Here is a 23,848-nt window from a genome sequence, read left to right on the forward strand (position 1 = left end):
GCTTATGTGGTTAATGTAGAGACCAATAACCCCAATCACAATATTTTGTGCATTGAATTTCATCATAATGTTCATGAGGGCATGATGTCAATTCACACAAATAATAATTATATTTTCTTTGGCAGTTAAAGCTCGTAGTCCATCCGCCGGCAACTCCCTCAAGATTGTTATCGTCCAATTTTCCGGTTTTGTTTATTTTGGAGTTTTCTTTAAGTTCACATATCACTTCAACCGGAAGCTCAATTCCTTTTTCTTTCAGTAGTTCCGTAAACTTTTCTAAAGATTCGGCGTTATGTAACTTTGCAGCCCATTCCCCGTCCTTACCGGCTTCGTTTATGCGTTGTTTTAATTCCATTGGTAATTCTTTCATAATAAAATTCCTTAATATTGTTTGATAATTATAATTTACATCCAGCAAAATCTTCGTGTTATTAATAAAAAATTCTTTATGTTAACTAATGTGCTTAATCGAGATGCTCACGATATGAAATATTTGTGAAACAACCCTTATCGCAGCTAACCATATATTCAGCATAGGCGTTAAAATTACTGCACTTTCCGCCTGTTCGTGTTATAATCAAATGAGGACATGAGCCCCATATCGCGTCACAAATACCCGGAGACCAACGATTTTGAAATGTATCAAAAATGGTAAATCCTCCTGATACATTTTTAAAGGCGTTATCTTCAAGAGAATCCTTTGCGTCATGATCAGATTTACTTTTAAGTTATTCTGTATTTTACTCATATTGCTCTTTCCTTTCTGAAACAACAGCTGTTATTAAGTTGTCAGATCTGGGTCAGAATCAAAATACTCTAATTCATCTTTTAGTGTGCCGATACAGCCCAGCGATTTATGGAAATCAGTCAAATAAATCTGCTCAGCTTTTTTGGGATTCCACCAGCTTACTAATCTGCATTGGTCGCAGACAAGACGGAAGTATAGCTTGCCGTTATTGTTTGTACCGCCGCATGCGCTCTCAAGTTCATCATCCGACAACTGGCATATCATTTTATCGTCAATAGAAATCTCTTTTCCGTCTACCATCAGCTTTTTCATGATATATTTCCTTTCCAATATATTATATCGAATAAGTTTTTCAAAAAATAAGATTATACTTCAATAAAAATGAAAAAAACTTAATATAAAAATTATGTATAAGAGACACCAATTCATGTGTCTTCCAGCTCTCATCAGACAAATGCTGTATTACTTATATTTGGATACAGTCATCAGCTTTTCGATGACATATTCTAATAAAAACTCCTATCTACAAATTACGACTTTATTGTTGATACTATAACATATTTACCGAAATTGTTCAACACTATTTCATACAATGTTAAAAATTATGGCTAAATTATCCGTATTACAATATAATATACGCAAAATATACAAGCCTCTTAAAATTCAATGTATTCGATGTAAACATTATGCGAATAGTTGTCAACCGCACGTAAACTGAATAAAAGAATGTATCTCTTATATCCCACTTATCCGCAAGTAGAAAAAACAAATAAAAAAAATACACCACCCATGAAAAAGGTGATGTATTTATCTTTAAATTATCATCTGCATGCTTTCCGGAAAAACGAATTTTGCGGTCACATATTTATCAGGTTGTTAATATTATTATACGATACATCGAAACAGACGCGTTGAGCGTTTTCTATATCGGGAAATTCGCCGCTGTCTACAAGCTTTGCTACGTAATTGCAGAGAATTCTGCGGAAAAAATCATGGCGCGACAGAGACAGAAAGCTGCGTGAATCTGTGAGCATACCCAAAAACGATCCGAGAGAGGAAATTTCCGAAATTGAAGAAAGCACGTTTTCTATACCGCGGCGGTTGTCACAAAACCACCACGCCGCGCCAAAACGCACATTGGGAAAGCTTCCGCATGCGGAAACCACGGCAGGAATGTGAGCGGAATCCAGCATATATACAATGGTTTTCGGCATATCTCCAACGGCGTTGAACAGATTGATAAGGCTTTGAACTTTGAAATCATCCGCGATACAGTCAGTGCCGATGTCAGGACCGAGATTGTCATACATTTTATGATTGGCGTTGCGCTTTACCGAAACATGTAGTTGAGAAATGATATTTTCTTTTGCATAAAGCCGGTTAAGCCACGCGAGAAGATTTCCGGAAAAGCCGTTTATTTCGTTATATGTACATTTTTTGCCGAAAAGAGCTTTTGTAAAAACAGATTCGGCTAAGTCGTCGGAAAAAACTGTTTCCGGGAAATATTCTATTCCGATATCGGCAAATCTGGCGCCGGCGGTTTTAAAAAACGAAAGCCTTGATGATATAGCTGACTTTAATGAAGCGAGATCGCAAATTTCCATTCCGGTTATATGTTCGAGAGTTTTAATGTATTCGCGGTAAACGGGCGTGTTGATAAAAAACAGTTTGTCCGTGCGAAAGGTCGGAAGAAGCTTTGGCTTCATTCCGGAGTCGGCCAGAAGCTTGTGATATTTCAGAGGATCGCATATGTCGTCGGTGGTGCACAGCGTCTTGACATTTGATATTTGGAGTATTTTACGAGGCGAGAGCAAGCCGGAAGCTATCCTTTCGGCTACTGAGTCCCAGATAAGGCGTGCATTATTTTCATTTATTGCAAGTTCAATTCCGAAATATGAAGAAAGCTCGGCGCTTGACCAGTAATATAACGGATTTCCGGGAGATAAGGAAAGCGCTTTGACAAAATGCGTGAATTTATCATACCAGGAGGCGTCGCCGGTTATATACTTTTCGTCTATGCCGCAGGCGCGCATAAGCCGCCATTTGTAATGATCGGATCTAAGCCAGATTTCACCTATGCTTCCGAAAGTCAGATCCTCATATATTTCTTTCGGATCAAGATGGCAGTGGTAATCAATTACCGGAAGTTGCCTGATTGAATCATAAAGCGAATATGCAGTTTCAGTTTCGAGAAGTATATTGTTTTTCATTATAAACTCCCGCTAAAATGGCTTAACTCCGCCAAAGCCGTAAATTTTTTCACCTTTAAGATATTTCTGCTTAATCGATCGTTGAAGGCTTGTTTTCTCAGGCAGCTCGGAATAATCTTTAAACGGAGCGGGGAAAACAAAGGAAAAGACCTCTCTGCCGGCGCTTTGATATGGAAAACGTGAAAATTCCTTTTGAAAGCCTAGTATATTTGAATCCGGTTTTAATATTGTGCCGAGTGCTGGGTCGAGAAGCCACGAGAAGCATATAAATGACTTCGGATGAAAATCATCATATAATTCATCAAAAATTATACGTGCTGAATCAAATGACTTTTTGCTGTTTACTGAATCGATTTTGGCGCCGCGTGGAATATGAACATTAATATAATCATCCCCGGATTTGATAACAAGCTCCCAGATGGTTTTCGAAAGAGTAATCGGAGTATCTGAGCAGAGACATTTTTCGTCGATTGGATATCCTGTTATTTCTGTGTCTGATTCGTCAAAAGTGGCGGTAAATGAACCGTTTCCGTCATCATACAGCGAAGAACCGAGAACCATTCCGCTTTTATGAATGCGTACATTGTTATAAAACACACATACCGACCCATCAAGCTTGTTCCGATATGCGGAAAAGGATAACCGGGTGCCACGCTTTATTTCAAAGCTCAGTTCTTCGATCCTGATTATTGTAGCATGGCAAAATCTTAATAACCAGCCAAAATGACCTTTCGCACATACAGGACGTCCGTATTGAAGCGCATCAACAAATATTTTATCATTATACTCTCTGAATGAAAGCGATTTGATCTCCTGAGGCATGTTGTGGCGGGTGAGCTCCGCATCTTGAATATCAATAAGCGGCAGAAGAGCGAATAAATACAGAAAATCTATCGTATCGTCCGCGCCGCCTACATCAGGGCCGGAGAATTCGGAAAGGCGTTCAAAAAAATTTGAGGGATCTGAATATGAATCGGTAAGAAGATTTATATATGTAATAAGCTCGCCTCTTTCGCGAATGGCTGCGGCGCTTTTCAATATAAGAGGAATCAGTGATTCGTCGAATAAGCAGTATTTTTTATGCTGAGATAATATATATTCGTTTGTCAGACGAAATGTGTCAAAAAGAGTGCCTTCACATAACTTTTTTTCGTAAATATCGGAAAAGAAAGAAGGAAGGGAATTTACGCCGAGTGACTCGCAGAGCGCTTTCAAAGAAATTTCTGTTTGTTCGGACATATTATGCCATGCCTTTCAGATTTAACGTATTTAAATTTTTATGAACGTCAATAGTATGTAGGGCTGCCAGAATCGGCAGCCCGCAAATTGATTATCTCTTGACTCTTGCGTTTCCGCCCCAAATGCTCCAGATCTGTTCTTCATCAGCAGGCTGAGCATAGTCGGTTAGGAAAGTTGTGGCAAGCGCTCCGCTCGCCCATCCGAATTGTATCTGCTTTTCGGCATTCCAACCTTTGAGTATGGCATAAAGAAGTCCGCCGACAAATCCGTCGCCGCCGCCGATTCGGTCGAGAACGCGGATCTCACGCGGCTCGACGACCTGCCATTCGCCGCCCTGAAGCATTATGGCGCCCCAGAGATGGCTGTTTACGTTTATCACCTGACGAAGGGTTGTCGCATATATGGAGGTATTCGGGAATGCTTCTTTGACTTTGCCAATCATGACTTTAAAGCTGTCAATTTTCGAGGCGAGGTCTTTCCCTCCTGCCTCGGGTCCCTGAATACCAAGGCAAAGCTGAAAGTCTTCTTCATTTCCGACGAGAATATCCGAAATTCCTGCTATTTCGGTGAATATATCATGAAGCTCCTGCTCACGACCCTTCCAGAAGGAAGCGCGGTAATTAAGGTCAAAGGAAATGAGCGTGCCGTATTTTTTTGCGGCTCTGGCGAGTTCAAGACAGAATATGCTGGTTTCATGTGAAAGAGCTCCGATTAGTCCGGAAAGATGAAGTATCTGAACACCCTCTTTTCCGAACAGGCGGTCGAGGTTAAAATCATTAATATTAAGTGTCCTGCCAACTTCGCCGGCGCGGTCATTCTGAACGCGCGGACCTCTGGAGCCGTATCCGCTGTCAGCGATATTGAACTGATGACGGTATCCCCAGGGACCGCCCTGTTCCACATCCTTTCCTTCATAATTCATATTGCGGCTTCTTAAATTGCTCTTGATGAAGGCGGCAATCGGGCTGTCCTTTACAAAAGTTGTAAGCACTTTTACAGGAAGACCGAGGTAACTCGATATGCTAGCTACGTTGGTCTCTGCGCTGGTTGCCTGCATAAAAAACATATTGCTTGTCTGAACGGGCTGTCCGTCCGGAGGGCAAATTCTGACTCCCATACTTGTAGGCACGACGAGAGACCATATGCAGTCTTTTTTCAATTCTTTCATTTTTATAAATTTCCTCCGAATAATATAAATGCCGAGACATTATTTTCTTATTATTATATCATATGCGAAATCGGTTTTCAAGAACTATTACGCAAGCATTTTGTAAATGTTTGTTGATATAAGGTGATTTACATATCAGTTTACAGGAATTTCAAACACATAGGTTATTATTAAGGATTATTCAATTATCGTTTTAATAATTACTGTGTTATTAAAATGGTATTTAAATAAGCTTTGTCTTATAAGAGAGAAAAGCCCATATACTAGAGCCTTTTCTCTCTTATAGCGGTAGTTATTTAAATGCCGAGTTAATAATATGAAATATTTTTATTTTGGATTTACTTAATAGCGAAAATGATGTAATATATAAATAGGTTACACAGCGGTAAATTCTAAACTATTCTAAAATACCTGAACGATTCATCAATAAAAATATTGAATTGAAAGCAGCATTTTTAATGCGAGAAACGGAGCATATGGATTATGAAATCCTACATATCAACGCAAGAAGAAATCGACAGAATGTACAATTGGTTTGAAAGCAATTTCCTGGGTTCGGCAGAACCACCTTTTTCATTTAATTACTCGGGTAAAAGACTAGCATTATCTGATAAAAATGTTAAAAAAGTAATTTCACTGCGAATATTGGATTCCATGCGAACCGAGTATAATGTTTCATATAATACGGATTTCGGTCTTTGTATAAAATGTGTTGCCGTATTGAACAAAAAATATGCCGAATGTGAATGGAAGCTTTATCTGAAGAACGTTTCAGACTGCGATTCGGATATTATTTCCGAGCTTAACGCTATTGATACCGTATTGTTTGCGGAAGATAAGGAAATGCCAGTTTTGTACCACTTTGATGGTGATAACGATGTCAGAACAGGTTACCGTCCGTCAGAGCAGATTTTTTATAAGCGATGCGAAAAAACATATTGTAATTACGGCGGAAGACCTACTAATTTAGAGTTCCCGTATTACAGGTTTCAAAATAATATAAAGGGCTGTTATTTTATACTGAGCTGGCAGGGTCAGTGGGAAACGACCTTCTCGCCTATTCCGACGGATTTTGCCACACAGGGTGTCAGAATCAGAGGAAAACAGCAAAACCTTACCTGCAGGCTACATCCGGATGAAACGATTGTATCGCCTATGGCTGTTTTATATTTCTATGACGGTTGTGACGATTTTAGGACTGTAAATTTATGGCGTCATTGGTTCATCGAGTGCAATATGCCACATCCTGAAGGAAAGCTGATCCCTCCATTTTTTATCAACTATTCCGGAAAGATTTTTTATGAAATGATTTATGCAACGGAACAGAAAATATTTGACTATATTGATAAGTATGCAGACAACGGCATTAACTTTGATTATCTGTGGCTTGACGCAGGCTGGTACGATATGGCTCCTATCGACTGGTGGCACTGCACAGGCACATGGAAGGTAGACAAAAAGCGTTTTCCGAACGGGATCAGAGCGCTTTCAGTTTATGCACGTAAAAGAGTCGGAGCAAAGACAATGTTATGGTTCGAGCCGGAGCGGGCAAACCCGGGCACAGAAATTTATGAAGAGCATCCTGAGTGGTGCCTTAAATGCGCAGAATACGAAGATATTTATAAAAAGGATCCGGGATATATGCGTGCCGGTTCCCGGCTTGTAAATATCGGCATAAAAGAGGCTCAGGATTTTATAGTAAACAGAATAGACTCGCTTATAAAGAGCGAGGGATTAAGTATATACAGAGAAGATTTCAACTTTGAACCGTATAACTGCTGGGCGGAAAACGAAGAACCTGAAAGAACAGGAATACTTGAAAACCATTACTGCACAGGCTTTCTCGAATTTTATGACAGACTGCTGGAGGACAACCCGGGACTGTTTATAGATAATTGCGCCTCCGGCGGAAGGCGCAACGATCTTGAAACGATGCGCCGCAGCATTCCGCTTCATAAGACCGATTATGATTACAGTGATACAACTGTAAAGCACGGATTTCATCATTCGCTTTTTCAATGGTTTCCATTTTTCGGTTCCTTTGATATGCCTGCTGACCAAAAAGATATTTATTATCACAGAAGCTGCCTCCTTCTTTCTTTCAGCGGCTGTGATAATGTATTCAGAGAAGGATTTGATTTCGAACTCTTAAAAAAATGGATGGAAGAATGGAAAGAGAATGCCTACTGCCTCTACGGCGATTATTATCCGGTAACCCCTTACAGCATAGATGATCAGAGCTGGATAGGCTGGCAGTTTGACCTTCCTGTAAACGATGACCTTCAATATTTAAAAGGAGAAGGAGATTATAATAAAAACGGTGAAGGAATGCTTCAGCTGTTCATGAGAAAAGACTCTCCGTATAAAACTGCAAAAATCAAACTTCACGGATTGCAGCCGCGTGGTATATATTCTGTTAAAAACTACAACACCGGTATTATAAGCGAATATACCGGAAATTATCTGATGAATGATGGATTGGAAGTTGAAATGACCAAATCACCCGATTCGGCATTGTATCATTATACTTTGATAAAATAGAGTTGAATAACGAAAAAGGCGGAGACACAAATTGTATCTCCGCTTTTCATTTTTACACAATTTAACCATGATTATATGGTATATGATCGGAACCCAAATATAGAGGGGCATCGTTATTAATAATATTCAATATGTTGTCACCCACAGCTTTAGGCAGCAGACAGGCATTTTCCAGCTGTCCAATTTCAATCCACTCGCTTTTTATCTGCGTAGAGTCAATCTCCGTCGGTTGCACTCTATGTTCATTTTGTAATCTGCAAATAAAAATGTGATATATTTTGTGCGCATAGTCGGGATCGTTTTTACGAAAAGCTTCATTGTCGCAGATTTCCTCGTATAAGGCTGCATATTTATCGGGGAAAACTGAATAACCAGTTTCTTCGAGGCATTCTCTAATAATTGCTTCGCAGAGAGATTCATATACTTTTTGTCCCCCGCCAGGCAATGTAAAATAATTACCATTACGTTCATCGAAGCATTTATTGAGGAGAATTTTGCCTTCGTTAATTATGATTGCTTTCGCTGAGTTTCGAATGCTCATTATTATCCTCCTATTCGTGTTTACCAAATTATTAGAAAATAATTCTTGAAGTTATGATGCAATTAAATTTCTATTCATTATAAAGTACATGCTCACTTATCCAATGAGCTACACCATCATCGTTATTACTGCTACAAATGTAATCAGCTACCTGTTTGGCGGAGGCTATAGCGTTATCAACTGCTACGCCAATACCACAATGTTTAATTATTTCTACATCATTATAATCATCGCCAAAAGCAACTATATGGCTGATATTAATCCTCAGATATTCAGAGATAAATCGGACTGCATTTATTTTTGTTGCATTTCTATGCATAATTTGCTTCCATGATTCGCCGCTGTTTTCATAAAGATGTAATTCTGGATACCTCGTAAGAATACTTCGAATAATTTCAACATTTAGACACTCGGTAGATATCTTAACAATTTCGCCCTCAGGTATTGTGGAAAAATTATGATAAACCGGATTCCATCCTTCCTCCCAAGGAGGCCCATTATAATTTGTATAGAGACAATGTCCGACCTCCGCAGTCATCAACATAATTTGTTTTTCCTCATAGAAATTATGTAAAAGCGAACTTATTATGTTCGGCGATATTACTTTATTGTAAAGTAATACACCTTCTTGTGAAATAGTTGCACCGTTGTTGGAAATTATAAAATTGGGCGCCACCGCTGAAATAAACCGTGAAACGGCTCGCTCAGGTCTAGCAGTAGCAAAGGCAATTTGAATGCCCTTGGCTTTACACTTATTTAGTACATCAGCAGTATACATTGATATAGCTTTATCTGAGGTTAATAAAGTATTATCTAAATCTGTCACAATCAACTTTACATCAAACATAGTTACACCCCTTTACATATTAATTGCCAAATATGATATCGGCTCAGATGCTAAATTGTGATATTGAATGGAACACTGTTATGCATTATTCGCTACACCATCAGTTTTAATGGTCTACTTTGCTAATACAGGCCAGCATGTTTTTAGTACGGCAAAAGTCAAATCACAATTGACAGCAGTTTTATTTTTCCAATATGGTTCAATTCCCAATAAATGCCTAAATCCTTCTTTGGTATTATCCGGTATAATCTTCATCAATTTATCTTCTTCCAATAATTCAGCCAAAAACTCATAAGATTGAGTCGTTTGTAAAACCCATTCAGGATGCTCGATTAAGTTTCTGAGCCAAAAACCAAAGGCAAAATGGTATTGATTGTTTACGATGTTTTGAAAATCTGTCATATCAATATTGTTTAAAGAATTCCAGTCATAATTAAACGGTCCCACATAACTACCGCCGTATTCCTTCGGCTTGCGGAACATGATATACCCGACATCTTTCATGAGTGAATAGCAATGCGTCATCGCAGCTTTTGCTGTTTGTAGGCTTTCGGCAGTCTGCCAGTTATGTGTATTTGCTAATATGTAAATATGATTTCCACCGGGGAATTTTACACAAGGTTTGTAATAACGGTATTTAGCTCCTTTTTTCGTAAAATCTTCTATGCTTTTATGTTCGAGTGCGCCGGAGAGATGATTGAACGCAATCTGAATTTCTTCAGCCAAAAGCGGCGTACTCTCTGGTACATGCGCTTTGACTAAAATACCAGCGGTAACCGACCTATTTCCACCGCGGCCATCAAAGTCTAGCGCATCGCCCCCGGCAAAATAATTTTTGTGTTTTTCGGCAATTTCTGGAGTGAGCAAGGCCTTTATAGCTTTTTGAATATAAGGACTATCCGCTTCCACACCATACATGAGCAAAGAGCCGATAATACTATCCATTCCGTTGCCACCATGCAGCTCATCACCAAACCAACCGTCGGAATGCTGCTTTGACAAATACTTTTGCACCGTTTTTTGTTGTAGAATTTCCGTCTGCATATTTTGCATCATCGGATCGTTAATCGAGGTTTTCAGCATGTCCCAATTAACCAAATACCGAATGCTTACACAGGCGTTTTCTAATAAAAAATTAATGGTTTTTTCAAACAATTTATCTTGTCCTCCGGTCTATAAATAATTAGAATTTCATTTACCATTCTACCATAAACAACAAAAGAAGTCGATCATTAAAATCGACTTCTTTTGCTGATTTTTGGTGCGGAAAACGGGACTTGAACCCGTACGGTGTAAACCACACGCCCCTCAAACGTGCGCGTCTGCCAGTTCCGCCACTTCCGCATATCGCTGCGGGTCACACCCGCAACGTTGTCTATTATACTCGATTTTTAGGATTTGTCAATAGTAAAGATAAAAAATGTTGATTATTTTCTTCGATGTAAATTCCCAAAGAAAAATTCACATTGTAGGGCGCGGAGAGGAATCCGGTATAGAAAGAAAGCTACGGCAGAACAGTAAACTACGCTTCGCTTTTTATTGCGTAATGTTTTTTTACCTCATACATTTTTTTATCTGCTTCAAGTATCAAGTCGTCCACAGATGGTTTACCGCATTCTCCGTATGCGTATCCGATGCTCAAAGACAGTTTGTATCCATTATTAGATCGGATGTTCACATCGTCTATTTTATAGTTTATCTGTTCTATGAATTCGGCCGGTTCATCTTTTCCGGCATGAATATAAATTATAACAAATTCGTCTCCGCCGACTCTGGCGAGAAAAGCCTTTTTTTCATTACAAGCCTGTTTTAACAAGCTTGCGATTGTGACAAGCGCAGCATCGCCGGCGCAATGTCCGTATGTATCGTTTATGAACTTGAATCTGTCAATATCAATCATCATCGCGGTTACATATTTATCATGGTCGTGGTACTTGCTAAGTTGTTCGAGATATCGATTCATCTGGCGGCGGTTGTTTATTCCGGTCAGCTCATCGGTAGATATCCTGTCATTCTGCACATTGATAAAAATCATCAAAATCGATATCGCGGTACAGCTCCATAAAAGTGCGAGCCCGTAATACATTGATTGAATTATAGCTCCAATTACTGGAGGCAACATGAAAAGCGATAGAAAAAAATACTCACGCCTTTTCGAAGTAACGACTGATACAGCTTTCTTCACACTTATAAAGGCGGCATATAAAGGATAAATCAAAGCTGCTGCCATATATATATAAAAGCATGCCCCGCGATGATAAATGTTATTGGCATCTATATAAAATAAGAAATTATATTTCAGCGAAGCGATAGTGAATACAGAATTTACGAAAAGCGGAATGGAATAAAGCGGCATGATTTTCATCAGCCTTTTTCTCGACCTTACATATATTGCGTTGTCGCAGTATAAAAGCCAAAAAAAGCAGACGAAAGGAGTTCCTAAAAAATACAGAAAAGTAACAGCGGTGTTCCAAAAAAGCGCACCTTCAAACTGCTTACCGTCCAAAAGCCACATTGCGGTGTCGGTAAACAGCATGAATATATTAGAAAATATAAGTGCGTCAAAGAGGTTCTGGTCACGATAGAAGCTGCGTGAATGCTTTTTGCTGAAAAATATAAGCATCAAGACAGTGACTGCGAATAAATTAAGTTCAAGATATACAATTGCCATTACATATCTCCGGTTTATTTAAAATATGAAACACCGGAAGCAAATATTTTTTGGTCCTTTTCGCCGGGAACATTTTTGTAAACATTAATTCCCGCTCTTTCACTGTGTCCCATTTTTCCGAATACTCTGCCGTCCGGACTGAATATGCCCTCAATTGCCGCGTCGCTGCAATTGGGATTATACCGTATATTCATGGTGGGATTGCTGGAAGCATCAACATATTGAGTGGCAATTTGTCCGTTTTGCTCAAGCTTTGTTATTAATTCTTTCGCCGCGGTAAAGCGTCCTTCGCCGTGAGATATGGCGACCGTATGAATATCGCCTATATTTACTTTGGAAAGCCATGGCGATTTAACCGAAGCGACTCTTGTCCTCACGAGTATTGACTGATGTCGTCCTATACTGTTGAAGGTCAGGGTTGCGTCGTCGGACGAAAGTTGTCTTATTTCACCGTACGGCAGCAATCCGAGCTTTATCAAAGCCTGGAATCCGTTGCATATCCCAAGCACGAGACCGTCGCGCTTATCAAGCAGCTTCATAAGAGAATCGGCGATTTTTGAGTTGCGCATTACGGCGGTTATGAATTTACCGCTTCCGTCAGGCTCGTCGCCGCCGGAAAATCCGCCGGGGATCATCAGAATCTGCGCTTCATCGATTAGCTTTGCAAGCTCGTCAATGGATTCGTCAAGAAGTCTTGGAGTTATATTTTTAAATACGAAAATATCAGGATCAGCTCCGGCGGAGCGGAATGCGCGAGCTGTGTCATATTCGCAGTTTGTACCCGGGAAAACAGGTATTATTACACGCGGACGAGGTGTTCTGACCAGCGGACGGGCACAGTTGCGTTCAAGGTAGCTGATTATAGGAACATCCTCTGTTTTACGTATCGTCTGTTCTTTTGAATTAATAGGGAAGACACCTTCAAGCCGTGATTCCCATGCGTCGACAAGTGTGTTTATGGCAATGGATTCGCTGTTGAGATTGATTTCCGGAGTAGGCTTTGTGAATCCCAGAAGTTGTCCGTTCTTTATTTCGCCACGTGTTTCAACTATAACCGCGCCGTAAACAGTGCGGAAAAGCTCAGATATATCAGTGAAATATAGATCAACGCCTATCTTGTTTCCAAAGGACATTTTGCAGATTCCCTCAAAGGCGCCGCCGGCACCCACAGACCACGCGGAGAGAACTTGACCGGATTTGATCAATGAATGAACATAATCAAAATGATGTTTTAAATCTGTAAAGTCCGGCTCTGCGTTTTCTTTATACTTCGGTTTTATCAGATACAGCCTCGAATTAGTTTCCTTGAGTTCCGGAGTTATAATACTGTCCGCATTGAGATAAGAAACGGCAAAGCTTACTAGAGTTGGCGGAACATCAATATTTTCAAATGTGCCGCTCATGCTGTCTTTCCCGCCGATTGAAGCGATTTCAAGCTCAATCTGCGCTTTATAGGCGCCGAGAAGTGCGGAGGCCGGCATTCCCCAGCGTAAAGGATCTCCGAGCGTTTTCGCGAAATATTCCTGAAGTGTCAGATATATATTTTTATATGATACTCCGGCGCATACGAGCTTTGTGACTGATTCCACAATGGCATACATTGCGCCGTGATAAGGACTCTTTTCCGATATCATCGGATTGAAGCCGTGAGCCATGATTGAAGCTGTTTTCGCTTCGGCATTAAGAGAAGGGAACTTTGCCGCCATAAACTGCGTTGGGGTAAGTTGATATTTTCCGCCAAAGGGCATAACAACCGTAGAAGCTCCGATTGTTGAATCGAATCTTTCGACGAGCCCCTTCTGTGAACATATGTTGAGGTCGGAAATATAAGCGAGTATGCTTTCTCGCAAGGCTCCGGCATTTATTTTATCGGAATATCCTTTGTTTAAAGAAGATATATCCGGAGTGGGGATGGCGACGTTTGTATGTTTTTCGGCGCCGTTCGAATTTAAAAATGATCTGTCAAGATCGACGATAAGATGCCCGTTCCAAATCATTTTCAAACGCTTTTCAAGAGTGATGCCCGCCACGGGTGTCGCTTCAAGATTTTCTGCTTCGGCAAGTGAAATGAACTTCGTTACGTCAAGCGCCGCGACTACGACCGCCATGCGTTCCTGACTTTCGGAAATTGCAAGCTCGGTTCCGTCAAGACCTTCATATTTTTTTGTAACCTTTGATAAATCGATAAATATACCGTCGGCGAGCTCGCCGATGGCGACGGAAACTCCGCCGGCTCCAAAATCGTTGCAGCGTTTGATGAGTCTTGTGACTTCGGGATTGCGGAACAGCCTCTGCAGCTTGCGTTCTTCCGGAGGATTGCCCTTTTGAACTTCAGCGCCGCAGGTTGAAAGAGATGACTCCGTGTGCGCTTTGGAGGATCCCGTGGCGCCGCCGCAGCCGTCACGCCCCGTGCGTCCGCCTAAGAGTATGACCACATCGCCGGGCAAAGGAACCTCTCTGCGTACATTGGCGGCGGGAGTGGCACCTATGACGGCGCCTATTTCCATCCGCTTTGCTGTATATCCCGGATGATAATATTCATATACGCCGCCCGTTGCGAGCCCGATCTGGTTGCCGTATGCACTGTATCCGGCTGCTGCTGTTTTTGTAATTTTTGACTGCGGCAGCTTGCCGGGCATAGTCGCGCTGACTGGCGCGGTGACATCGCCGGCACCGGTGACTCTCATGGCCTGATATACATATGATCTGCCTGAGAGCGGGTCGCGTATCGCACCACCGAGACAAGTTGCGGCACCGCCGAACGGCTCTATTTCTGTCGGATGGTTATGTGTTTCGTTTTTAAACATTAAAAGCCAGTCTTCGGTATCCTTGTCAGTTTCAAGCTTGACTTTTACCGAGCAGGCGTTAATTTCTTCCGATTCATCAAGGCCGACGAGCTTTCCGGTACGTTTCAGATACTTTGTGGAAATTGTCGCCATGTCCATCAAAGTTACCGGCTTTTTTCGTGCGCCGTGAATAATATCACGTTTTTTAAGATAATCCAGGAATGTTTCGTATATATAATCTTCGTTTATGAACATTTCGTCGATGCCGGTGAGGAAGGTTGTATGGCGGCAGTGATCAGACCAATAAGAGTCAATAAGGCGAATTTCGGTCATTGTGGGATCGCGTGATTCTTTTTGTTTAAAATACTGACGGCAGAATTTAATATCGTCGAGATCCATCGCCAGCGAATAATTAAAGATCATGTCGGAAAGTTCATTGTCGGTCATATCGATAAAGCCGACGATAGTTTCGACCTTCGATGGAATTTCAAAGGCTTCCTCAAGAGTTGTAAATTCACCGAGAGAAGCAAAACGGGATTCAACAGGGTTGATTATATATTTTTCAATTCGTTCGGCATCCTCGTCGGAAACTGAGCCTGTAATTATATAAATGCGTGCGGTGCGAACCTTCGGACGCGCTGCCTGTGAAATAATTTGTATGCATTGGGCGCATGAATCCGCTCGTTGATCGTATTGACCGGGAAGAAATTCCGTGGCGAATACGCGCTCTCCTTCTGCTCCCGTAAGTGGAATGCTGTCATATACATTATCTGTCTGAGGCTCGGAAAAAACGGTATTTACGGCTTTTGAGTATGTGATTTCGTCAATTCCTTCAACATCATATCTGTTTACGAGTCGGAGAGACTTCAGCTCCGAAATTCCGAGATTTATTCTGAGGTCGTCAAAGAGCTTTGACGCTTCAACTGCATGAATGCCTCTTTTTTCGACATACAGTCTGTATACCATATTAATTCAACCTGTTCCTTATTATTATATATTTATTATATATCTCAGGGCTGTGTTTGTCAATACAACCGGAAACGGCTTGTATTATGTCGCGTAGGCATTTAAATAAAACTTTTTTAAGTGTAAAACGCCCATATACCGGAGTTTTTCTCTCATTAAGCGGTTACTATTAAAATGCCCAATTAATATATTTATTGCTTTTATAAACAGAGATAGCAATATGCATTTATATAAATAAAAAATAATATCGAAAAAAGACAGGCTGATACCTGTCTGAATCGTTTTAAAATCAAATGAAATAGGATAAAATGGGGTGGATGATCGGATTCGAACCGACGGCCTTCAGGGCCACAACCTGACGCTCTAACCAAGCTGAGCTACACCCACCGAATAATGGCGTGCTTGAAGGGATTCGAACCCCCGGCCTACTGCTTAGAAGGCAGTTGCTCTATCCAACTGAGCTACAAGCACATGAAAAAATAAAACCGCAGCGACGGCGGTTTTTGGAGCGGGTGATGGGAATCGAACCCACGCAATCAGCTTGGAAGGCTGATGTTCTACCATTGAACTACACCCGCATAACGGCGCCTGTTTTTTGCCGCTTGTATATAATAACATAACGTATTTAACTTGTCAAGCATTATATAAAAAAAAGTTATATAATCCCGAATTCTCTTTTGTGACTAATATTTGGCTTTCTTATTTGCAAATTTTGTACAATATTTTTGGATGAAATTCGCTGTTCCAGTTGACACAATATCGGCATTAGTTTATGATTTGTATTATGTCAGTCACAAGTCTTTACAGAAAAAACAACGGAGGATGCCATGAAAAAGCGTGCGACTCTCTGCACCGAGCAGAGCATAAATAACGCAAGACATAACATAGAAAATTATGAGTGGGCAAAAAAACATGCCGCGAGCGTTATTTCCGCGGCAGACAAATATCTGAATAAATATACATTGACGGAGCTATGGGAGCTTATTCCAAATCAAGCCGTGTTTCGTTCATATGGCGTCAATCAAAAGCTCGGATGTCTCAACTGCGGCCATATGATAGACGCCTTCGGAAATTATCCATATCGCGGCAGCGCGTTCGACGCTCCGTGGAAGGTGACCTGCCCGTCATGCGGTATGACGTTTCCCTCAAATGACTTCGGAGCTTATTACCGATCCGCACTTGATGAAAACGGTTTGTTTGATCCGGCTCGCGGTGACCGCAGCCTTCTTATTAATACGATGTATCCGGAAAAGGACGCCGATTACGGAGTCGATGACGGATATGGTTATATTACTCCGGATGGAAATAAATACACCTTTATCGCGTACTACACGCACTGGATGCTATGGAGCAGCCATTTAATAGACGGTGTGAACCTTCTCTCTCTGGCTTACGCATACACCGGCGAGCAGAAATATGCCGATGCCGGAATTGTAATGCTTGACAGGATAGCGGATATATATCCTGACATGAGTGGAAAGGGTCACGGCCACGATATAGGATTCAAGCAGAGTGACGGGTCAAGCGGCCGCAGTAAAATACTCGGTTGTATATGGGAAACAGGAACAGCTTTAAAATTTGCCAATTCGATCGATCGTCTTTTCGGCGGACTGTATTCGCTGGGAGAAGAAGCAAAGAGCGTTATTTTTGAAAAATCTCACGGCAAAAAGAGCTCCTGCGGAGACATTCTCGCAAACCTCGAAAAAGGAATACTGCATGAGATATTCGACGCCGTACGCAGACGCGAAATTGACGGCAATAATGGAATGCACCAGGAGGCGCTTTGCGCAGCCGCTGTCGTGCTTGACGACGAAAAGCTTACGAAAAAATGGCTTGATTTCGTGTTCGAACCGTATGGTATTAAGGATGGTCTCATGACCGGCGCGAATACCTCCGTCACCTTTGTAAACGATATAGACAGAGATGGCTTCGGAGGCGAAGCTTCGCCGGGCTATAACAGCATATGGCTAAGCTGCTATCTCGGAGCGGCTGAAATACTCAAAAATATTTCACACAGCCCGTCTGATAAATTTGAATATAACCTTTACAAGAACCCGAAATTTAAAAAAATGTTTTATTCTTTTACAAGGCTTATTATGTCCGTTAATTTCACGCCTCAGATAGGCGATACCGGAGCGACGGGTAGTCCGGGCGTCATAGTGAATAAAAACGCTCTTTTACGCGGGTATATGGTATATCGGGATCCGTATCTTGCTCGCGCCGTATATACATACAACGGCAACTCGGTAAAGGGACTCAATCTCGGCATATTCGACGAGGATGCACAGGAGCTTAGAGCGGAAATCGAAAGCATAATTAAAAAAGACGGACCGCTCGAAGAGGACGATGTAAATTTGACCGGTTACGGATTTACTTCATTGAAATTTATAAACAATGATTGCGATAATCCGGAAAATTCATTTGCGCTTTATTACGGAAGTAATGTCGGGCATGGGCATCCGGACACGCTCAATTACTATCTGTACGCTTACAATATAAATATAATGCCTGATCTGGGCTATCCGGAATTCTGTGATAATGCCGATATGCACAGGCTATATTGGGTCGACAATACGATATCGCATAATACAGTCATTGTTGATAACCGCCGCCAATTCAGAAACAGGGTAGGGAAGCCCGAGGAATTCGCCGCTTTCGATACCGTAAAGCTTACGAGTGCTTCCGCTCCCGCGCCGTATCCCATAACCGAAATTTACAATAGAACCTCGTCGCTTGTCAAAACAGGCTCGGACGCGTATCTCGTGGACTTTTTCCGTGTTAAAGGCGGGAAAAAGCACATGCTGAGTTTCCATCCCGCCGAAAGCGAATCTCTGACAACATCCGGCGTATCTCTCGTTCCGCAGACTGACGATAACGGTTATTTCGTCGGTACTATGCTCGGAAAGGATACGGAGCTGGGCTCGGTCAACGATGAAAGCGGCTTACAATGGCTTGGCGAAGTACAGCATGATACTGCGCAGCATGTCCCCGGAGATGTGGCCTCGTTTGATTTTACCATCACGGACACATGGAAAACGGCATCGAAAAAAGATATACATTTGAAATATACTCTTGTCGGAGAATTAGGGAATTTAACGCTTGCCGCCGGGATCCCTCCGCGCAACAAGGTGGGCAATCCGAAAAAGCTTGACTATATATTATCGGAAAGAGAAAACGAATCAGGTTCACTCGACAGCCTTTTCTGCTCGGTTGTCGAACCTTATTCCGTAAAGTCGAATATTCTGAATGTCAGATTGCTCCGGGCTTTCCGTAATGGTGAACCTGTGCTTGACAACAGCGCAAAAGCGGTCAAGGTTTCACTTTCAGACGGGCGTTCGGATGTGTTTATAATTTCATATGACAGAAGTTGCCTGATAAACATAGACGGACTGTTTGATTTCAAAGGCTTTTTTGCCTGCGTCAGATACGCTGCGGATGGCAGCGTGGTTTCGGTGAACGCAGTTGATGCCGATGAGGTGTGCGGGATTAAGGGAACGGCTAGATTCGAGGGAAGAGTTTGTGGTTTTACAAAGGAGCTTTGCGATAAGAATCATATAGATGTCGTCTTTACCGGCGAGCTTCACACAGATATTTCCGGGCTTGCGGGTAAGGTTGTATATGTTGAAAACGACGGCGCATTAAACGGCGCGTATAATATCCTTTCAGCTGAACCAATTAGTAACAATACAGTAAGGCTTGACATCGGCGATGTGACTCTGATACGATCCTATCGAAACGCGAACGAAGGAGATCTTGGATATATATATAATATCTCCGAAGGCGCCGATGTTCATATACCGATGACGATCAGGGTATAGATATAAAAATTTTATTATTGTTAACAATAATATGAACAGGCGCGGTTTACAAATCGCATTTTCTGCGTTATAATACCTAAGTTGGCATATAATCTTTTTTATATATTTGGAGATGAAAAAACAATGGAAAAGAAAATCATTGTCGAAACAAGTGCGAGACATGTCCATATGACCGAAGAACAAATCGGCATACTTTTCGGCACCGGACATCAGCTTACGAAAAAAAAAGACCTTTCTCAGCCCGGGCAATTTGCCTGTGAAGAAAAAGTAGATGTCGTAGGCCCGAAAGGCACAATTAAAAATATCAGTATTCTCGGACCGGCAAGAAAATCGGCTCAGGTTGAGGTTTCGCTTTCCGATGCCCGTACCCTCGGCATATCCGCTCCGATAAAAGAATCCGGGGATATCGCCGGAACGCCGGGCTGTAAAATTGTCGGACCTTGCGGCGAAATAACTATATCCGAAGGTTTGATTGCCGCGAAGCGCCATATACATTTCACGCCTGCCCAGGCGAAAGAATTCGGCGTTAGCGACAAACAGATCGTATCGGTCAGAATTGAAGGTCCGCGTTCATTGGTTTTCGGAGAGGTTGTTGTACGCGTCAACGAAAAATTTGACGCGGCGATGCACATAGACACCGACGAATCAAACGCCGCAAGCGCCGTCCCGGGAACTATGGGCATAATTTTATAAAAGCATATTAAACATTACGGAAGGAAGCAAAAATTATGAGCAATTTTTCACATGAAGTCGAAAATATGTGCATCGTTGCGAAAGGTCCTAAACACGGACCGGCGCCCATCCCCGAAGAAGGCAAATGGGTAAAGGCAACACAGATTACAGATATATCCGGACTTTCTCACGGAATCGGCTGGTGCGCGCCCCAGCAGGGTATGTGCAAGTTGACGTTAAATGTTAAAAACGGAATAATCGAGGAATCCCTTGTTGAAACCACAGGATGCTCAGGTATGACACACTCCGCGGCTATGGCTGCCGAGATACTCCAGGGCAAGACAATTCTCGAAGCTCTGAATACCGACCTCGTATGCGACGCGATAAATGTCGCTATGCGCGAAATTTTCAAACAGCTCGTTTACGGACGCACCCAGACTGCGTTTTCCGAAAACGGTCTTCCGATAGGCGCTTCTCTTGAAGATCTGGGCAAGGGTCTTCGCAGCCAGGTAGGAACGATATTTGCCACTCATGCAAAGGGCGTCCGTTATCTGGAAATTGCCGAAGGATATATCCTTTCCCTCGGACTTGATGAAAACAGCGAGGTCATCGGATATAAATTCGTCAACCTCGGAAAAATGATGGATATGATCCGTCACGGCAAGGATCCGAAGGAAGCATATGAGTCGAATATTAAATCCTACGGCAGATATTCCGAAGCAGTCAAATACATCGACCCGCGCGAAGAATAAGGGGGATTACGTAATGGTTAAATTCGAAGGCTACGAAAGAAGAATAGATTCAATAAAAAAGACTCTTGCCGAATACGGGATAAAGAGCCTTGAGGAAGCAAACGATATATGCAAGGCAAAAGGAATCAATGTTGATTCCATAGTCAAGGGCGTTCAGCCGATAGCGTTTGAAAACGCATCATGGGCATATACGCTCGGTGTCGCGATAGCAATAAATAAAAACTGCAAGAACGCGGCTGACGCGGCCGAAGTCATCGGCATCGGACTTCAGGCATTCTGCATTCCCGGCTCCGTCGCGGAATCGAGAAAGGTTGGTCTCGGACACGGAAATCTTGCTGCGATGCTCCTCCGCGAGGATACAAAGTGCTTCTGCTTCCTTGCCGGACATGAATCCTTTGCCGCCGCCGAAGGCGCGATAGGTATAGCGAGAACCGCAAACAAGGTCAGAAAAGAACCGCTTAAAGTCATTCTCAACGGTCTAGGAAAAGACGCCGCCTATATTATCTCCAGGATCAACGGCTTCACATATGTTCAGACTGATTACGATTTCTATACAAACGAACTTAAAATCGTCCGCAGCATTCCGTATTCGACGGGAGACAAGGCAAAAGTGCTGTGCTACGGAGCAAACGACGTTCTAGAAGGCGTCGCAATAATGAAATACGAAAATGTCGACGTTTCAATAACCGGCAACTCGACAAATCCCGTCCGTTTCCAGCACCTCGTTGCGGGCACATATAAAAAATGGGCGTTTGAGAACGGCAAGAAATATTTCTCCGTCGCTTCCGGAGGAGGCACGGGCAGAACTCTTCACCCCGACAATGTTGCGGCGGGTCCGGCTTCCTACGGTCTTACCGACTCTATGGGCAGAATGCACGGAGACGCTCAGTTTGCCGGCAGCTCCAGCGTTCCGGCGCATGTCGAAATGATGGGCTTGATCGGCATGGGCAACAACCCGATGGTCGGTGCAACTGTCGCTTGTGCAGTGGCGGTTGAAGAGGCTTTAAAGGCTTAAAGATGATTGTGCTGCAATATAAATTGAGTTGGCGAAAGAAAAGTCATTAATATCATAGTTAGCAATATAACAAAAAAAGTTGGATTTGTTACCGCTTTGTCACCCTAAATTATACCGCGGTGACAAAAAAATGTAAAAAATAGTAATAGTTGAAAGCTGTCATCGCATAGAAATTTGTAGTTCCTGTAAAATACGGCATAGTCGTGAATTGCGGCTATGCCACTTTTTTGTCCATTTTCAGAAAATTTATTGCTCCGATATAATTGTAAATAATTTAATATATTTTCAACGGCGCATATCTCACAAAGAAAAGACAGACCGGTATCCTTGACGCGGACGGCTCTTTGGCCGGCGGGACGGGCATCATTGAGGAAAGCTATGTCTATGACATAATGGGCAGAGCGACAAAAACGACCGACGGAAACGGCAACGAATCCAAGATAACCTATGACTCGCTCGGCCGTGTGACAAGCGCGACAAACGCCCTCAATATCCAGACGGCATACCAGTATGACGACATAAACAACAAGCTCAATACAGCATTGCAGAAGATAAGCTATGATACAAACGGAAACATAGTAATTGATTCTGTCTACACAAGCGCAGAATACGGATACGATGCTTTCGGCAACGAAACCTATGAAAAAGACACTGTCGGAAACATTGTTACAAAGACGATAACATATAACTCCCACATGAAGCCTTCGGGCGAAATGAACTATCAGGGAATAAGCACGGGCAATACAAAGACTTATACCTATGATATTTACGGAAGGCCTACCGGAACAAACGTAAAGAATTCTTCCAACACAACCGTGTATAACGAAAGCATAGCATATGTCGATGTGACAAGCGACGGTTTATCAAGCATCACAAAGACAGTGCTGGGAGAAACAGGCGCGCCTTCTGTGGTGTCAAGAGAATACACGAATAAGCACGGCGAAAAGGTTCAGGAAGGCGTCGTCGAATCATCAAGCGATACTCTTACAAGCAAATATTATACCTATAATCATATAGGCAATCCTATTACAGTAAAAGTAAAGATGCCAACTGAGGGCGGCGGCTCCGTTGACAGAATTATCGCAAGCTATATTTACGATTATGCGGGTAATGTAACGAGGGAAACCGACACTAATAGTAAATATGTTTCCTATGCTTACGATGCTGCCGGCAGAAAGATATCTGCAACCGACAAAAAAGGCACAACGTCAAGCTTTACATATGACGACGCGGGAAGATTGTTAAAAGAAGAAATTCCGATAACATCGGTTGACACGTCGGTCAAAAAGTATTATTATGATAACAATGGAAATATTATCCGTCAGACGCAGTCGGACGGCGCAGATAACGAACATACCTATGACGCCGGCGGAAGACTGACTCTGATCAAGCAGAAAAACGGCACGGAATACGAATATACAAAATATGTATACGATATCGCGGGGAAAATGAGCTCGATGTATACCGGTATACTGCATTTGTCAGGGAGAATTAGTAATAACAAAAAAAGAATTTAAATTCAATTTATATTATAATTAATGGAGGCAGTGGTTCATCGGCAATATCATATAATGAAACCAAATAAATAACCATGAGATATTTAAGTTTAATAATACTATTACTAAATATAATATTTTTACAATCTTGCTGGATATATTCAAGCGAATATGGCCCAACAGTTGGTGAAGAAGAAGCGGAGTATTACAAAGACATAATTAAAAAACACACAAATTTAAAAGAATTGGACGAAAACATTTTTTATTATGTTTATATTTCTAATGGTGACATAGAGCAATTTGCTCTATGTCACGATAAAATTAAAATTTGCGGAGAAAGAAGCTATGGTGACATTATAAATGAAACATATTATTTAA

At 41.9% G+C, this 23,848-nt stretch carries 17 protein-coding genes and 4 tRNA genes; 7 read left to right on the forward strand and 14 right to left on the reverse strand.

Features of this window, described 5'->3' with window-relative positions:
- Positions 1-10: 10 nt before the first annotated feature.
- The 5 genes from VB118_08900 to VB118_08920 all read right to left on the reverse strand — a co-directional run bounded on the left by VB118_08900 (position 11) and on the right by VB118_08920 (position 5,365).
- On the reverse strand, positions 11-370 hold the full coding sequence (locus VB118_08900; GenBank protein ID MEA4832720.1) for a hypothetical protein: 360 nt from the start codon (positions 368-370) through the stop codon (positions 11-13).
- A 411-nt stretch (positions 371-781) separates the two neighbouring features.
- Entirely contained in the window at positions 782-1,060 is a 279-nt protein-coding gene (locus VB118_08905) for a hypothetical protein (protein MEA4832721.1), read from the reverse strand.
- A gap of 545 nt (positions 1,061-1,605) precedes the next feature.
- Complete coding sequence (gene uxaC, locus VB118_08910; protein MEA4832722.1) at positions 1,606-2,958, reverse strand: glucuronate isomerase; 1,353 nt, start codon at positions 2,956-2,958, stop codon at positions 1,606-1,608.
- A gap of 12 nt (positions 2,959-2,970) precedes the next feature.
- Positions 2,971-4,197, reverse strand: coding sequence for a hypothetical protein (locus VB118_08915; GenBank protein MEA4832723.1), 1,227 nt, complete (start codon positions 4,195-4,197; stop codon positions 2,971-2,973).
- A gap of 91 nt (positions 4,198-4,288) precedes the next feature.
- On the reverse strand, positions 4,289-5,365 hold the full coding sequence (locus VB118_08920; protein MEA4832724.1) for a PfkB family carbohydrate kinase: 1,077 nt from the start codon (positions 5,363-5,365) through the stop codon (positions 4,289-4,291).
- Between the two features lie 483 nt (positions 5,366-5,848).
- On the opposite strand from VB118_08920, the gene VB118_08925 reads away from it, so the two are divergent.
- Positions 5,849-7,906 (forward strand): alpha-galactosidase, encoded by a 2,058-nt coding sequence (locus tag VB118_08925; GenBank protein ID MEA4832725.1) that lies wholly within the window; start codon positions 5,849-5,851, stop codon positions 7,904-7,906.
- Positions 7,907-7,967: 61 nt separating this feature from the next.
- On the opposite strand, the gene VB118_08930 is transcribed toward VB118_08925, so the two are convergent.
- The 9 genes from VB118_08930 to VB118_08970 all read right to left on the reverse strand — a co-directional run bounded on the left by VB118_08930 (position 7,968) and on the right by VB118_08970 (position 16,295).
- Positions 7,968-8,447 (reverse strand): NUDIX domain-containing protein, encoded by a 480-nt coding sequence (locus VB118_08930; GenBank protein ID MEA4832726.1) that lies wholly within the window; start codon positions 8,445-8,447, stop codon positions 7,968-7,970.
- Between the two features lie 70 nt (positions 8,448-8,517).
- Positions 8,518-9,294, reverse strand: a complete 777-nt coding sequence (locus VB118_08935) for an HAD family hydrolase (protein MEA4832727.1) — start codon at positions 9,292-9,294, stop codon at positions 8,518-8,520.
- A gap of 114 nt (positions 9,295-9,408) precedes the next feature.
- The gene (locus VB118_08940) at positions 9,409-10,449 is read right to left on the reverse strand and encodes a hypothetical protein (GenBank protein ID MEA4832728.1); all 1,041 of its coding nucleotides are present in this window, start codon (positions 10,447-10,449) and stop codon (positions 9,409-9,411) included.
- A gap of 104 nt (positions 10,450-10,553) precedes the next feature.
- Positions 10,554-10,638: transfer RNA gene (locus VB118_08945), tRNA-Leu, on the reverse strand.
- Positions 10,639-10,816: 178 nt separating this feature from the next.
- Positions 10,817-11,965: a diguanylate cyclase gene (locus VB118_08950; GenBank protein ID MEA4832729.1), complete on the reverse strand. Its 1,149-nt coding sequence runs from the start codon at positions 11,963-11,965 to the stop codon at positions 10,817-10,819.
- A 14-nt stretch (positions 11,966-11,979) separates the two neighbouring features.
- Entirely contained in the window at positions 11,980-15,717 is a 3,738-nt protein-coding gene (locus VB118_08955; protein ID MEA4832730.1) for a phosphoribosylformylglycinamidine synthase, read from the reverse strand.
- 309 nt (positions 15,718-16,026) lie between these two features.
- Positions 16,027-16,104, reverse strand: a tRNA-His gene (locus VB118_08960).
- Between the two features lie 7 nt (positions 16,105-16,111).
- Positions 16,112-16,188: transfer RNA gene (locus VB118_08965), tRNA-Arg, on the reverse strand.
- Between the two features lie 33 nt (positions 16,189-16,221).
- Positions 16,222-16,295 (reverse strand) — tRNA-Gly (locus tag VB118_08970).
- A 249-nt stretch (positions 16,296-16,544) separates the two neighbouring features.
- Here VB118_08970 and VB118_08975 point away from each other — a divergent pair.
- From VB118_08975 to VB118_09000, 6 genes are all read left to right on the forward strand, one after another.
- On the forward strand, positions 16,545-19,535 hold the full coding sequence (locus VB118_08975; GenBank protein MEA4832731.1) for a heparinase II/III family protein: 2,991 nt from the start codon (positions 16,545-16,547) through the stop codon (positions 19,533-19,535).
- Between the two features lie 123 nt (positions 19,536-19,658).
- Complete coding sequence (locus tag VB118_08980; protein ID MEA4832732.1) at positions 19,659-20,228, forward strand: phosphate propanoyltransferase; 570 nt, start codon at positions 19,659-19,661, stop codon at positions 20,226-20,228.
- A 35-nt stretch (positions 20,229-20,263) separates the two neighbouring features.
- Positions 20,264-20,959, forward strand: a complete 696-nt coding sequence (locus tag VB118_08985; GenBank protein ID MEA4832733.1) for a hypothetical protein — start codon at positions 20,264-20,266, stop codon at positions 20,957-20,959.
- A gap of 13 nt (positions 20,960-20,972) precedes the next feature.
- Complete coding sequence (locus VB118_08990) at positions 20,973-21,974, forward strand: GGGtGRT protein (GenBank protein MEA4832734.1); 1,002 nt, start codon at positions 20,973-20,975, stop codon at positions 21,972-21,974.
- Positions 21,975-22,318: 344 nt separating this feature from the next.
- Positions 22,319-23,491: a hypothetical protein gene (locus tag VB118_08995; GenBank protein ID MEA4832735.1), complete on the forward strand. Its 1,173-nt coding sequence runs from the start codon at positions 22,319-22,321 to the stop codon at positions 23,489-23,491.
- Between the two features lie 74 nt (positions 23,492-23,565).
- Positions 23,566-23,848, forward strand: a 283-nt coding sequence (locus tag VB118_09000; GenBank protein MEA4832736.1) for a hypothetical protein, incomplete at its 3' end; no start/stop codon positions are given.

This window comes from Oscillospiraceae bacterium, assembly GCA_034925865.1.
Taxonomy (GTDB): Bacteria; Bacillota; Clostridia; order Oscillospirales; family SIG627; genus SIG704.

What these genes read in the sequence shown, in the direction of transcription:
- VB118_08900 (MEA4832720.1), bottom strand. Translation starts at nt 370, where the DNA reads ATGAAAGAATTACCAATGGAATTAAAACAACGCATAAACGAAGCCGGT.
- VB118_08905 (MEA4832721.1), bottom strand. Translation starts at nt 1,060, where the DNA reads ATGAAAAAGCTGATGGTAGACGGAAAAGAGATTTCTATTGACGATAAA.
- VB118_08925 (MEA4832725.1), top strand. Translation starts at nt 5,849, where the DNA reads ATGAAATCCTACATATCAACGCAAGAAGAAATCGACAGAATGTACAAT.
- VB118_08975 (MEA4832731.1), top strand. Translation starts at nt 16,545, where the DNA reads ATGAAAAAGCGTGCGACTCTCTGCACCGAGCAGAGCATAAATAACGCA.
- uxaC (MEA4832722.1), bottom strand. Translation starts at nt 2,958, where the DNA reads ATGAAAAACAATATACTTCTCGAAACTGAAACTGCATATTCGCTTTAT.
- VB118_08985 (MEA4832733.1), top strand. Translation starts at nt 20,264, where the DNA reads ATGAGCAATTTTTCACATGAAGTCGAAAATATGTGCATCGTTGCGAAA.
- VB118_08950 (MEA4832729.1), bottom strand. Translation starts at nt 11,965, where the DNA reads ATGGCAATTGTATATCTTGAACTTAATTTATTCGCAGTCACTGTCTTG.
- VB118_08915 (MEA4832723.1), bottom strand. Translation starts at nt 4,197, where the DNA reads ATGTCCGAACAAACAGAAATTTCTTTGAAAGCGCTCTGCGAGTCACTC.
- VB118_08980 (MEA4832732.1), top strand. Translation starts at nt 19,659, where the DNA reads ATGGAAAAGAAAATCATTGTCGAAACAAGTGCGAGACATGTCCATATG.
- VB118_08990 (MEA4832734.1), top strand. Translation starts at nt 20,973, where the DNA reads ATGGTTAAATTCGAAGGCTACGAAAGAAGAATAGATTCAATAAAAAAG.
- VB118_08955 (MEA4832730.1), bottom strand. Translation starts at nt 15,717, where the DNA reads ATGGTATACAGACTGTATGTCGAAAAAAGAGGCATTCATGCAGTTGAA.
- VB118_08920 (MEA4832724.1), bottom strand. Translation starts at nt 5,365, where the DNA reads ATGAAAGAATTGAAAAAAGACTGCATATGGTCTCTCGTCGTGCCTACA.
- VB118_08935 (MEA4832727.1), bottom strand. Translation starts at nt 9,294, where the DNA reads ATGTTTGATGTAAAGTTGATTGTGACAGATTTAGATAATACTTTATTA.
- VB118_08930 (MEA4832726.1), bottom strand. Translation starts at nt 8,447, where the DNA reads ATGAGCATTCGAAACTCAGCGAAAGCAATCATAATTAACGAAGGCAAA.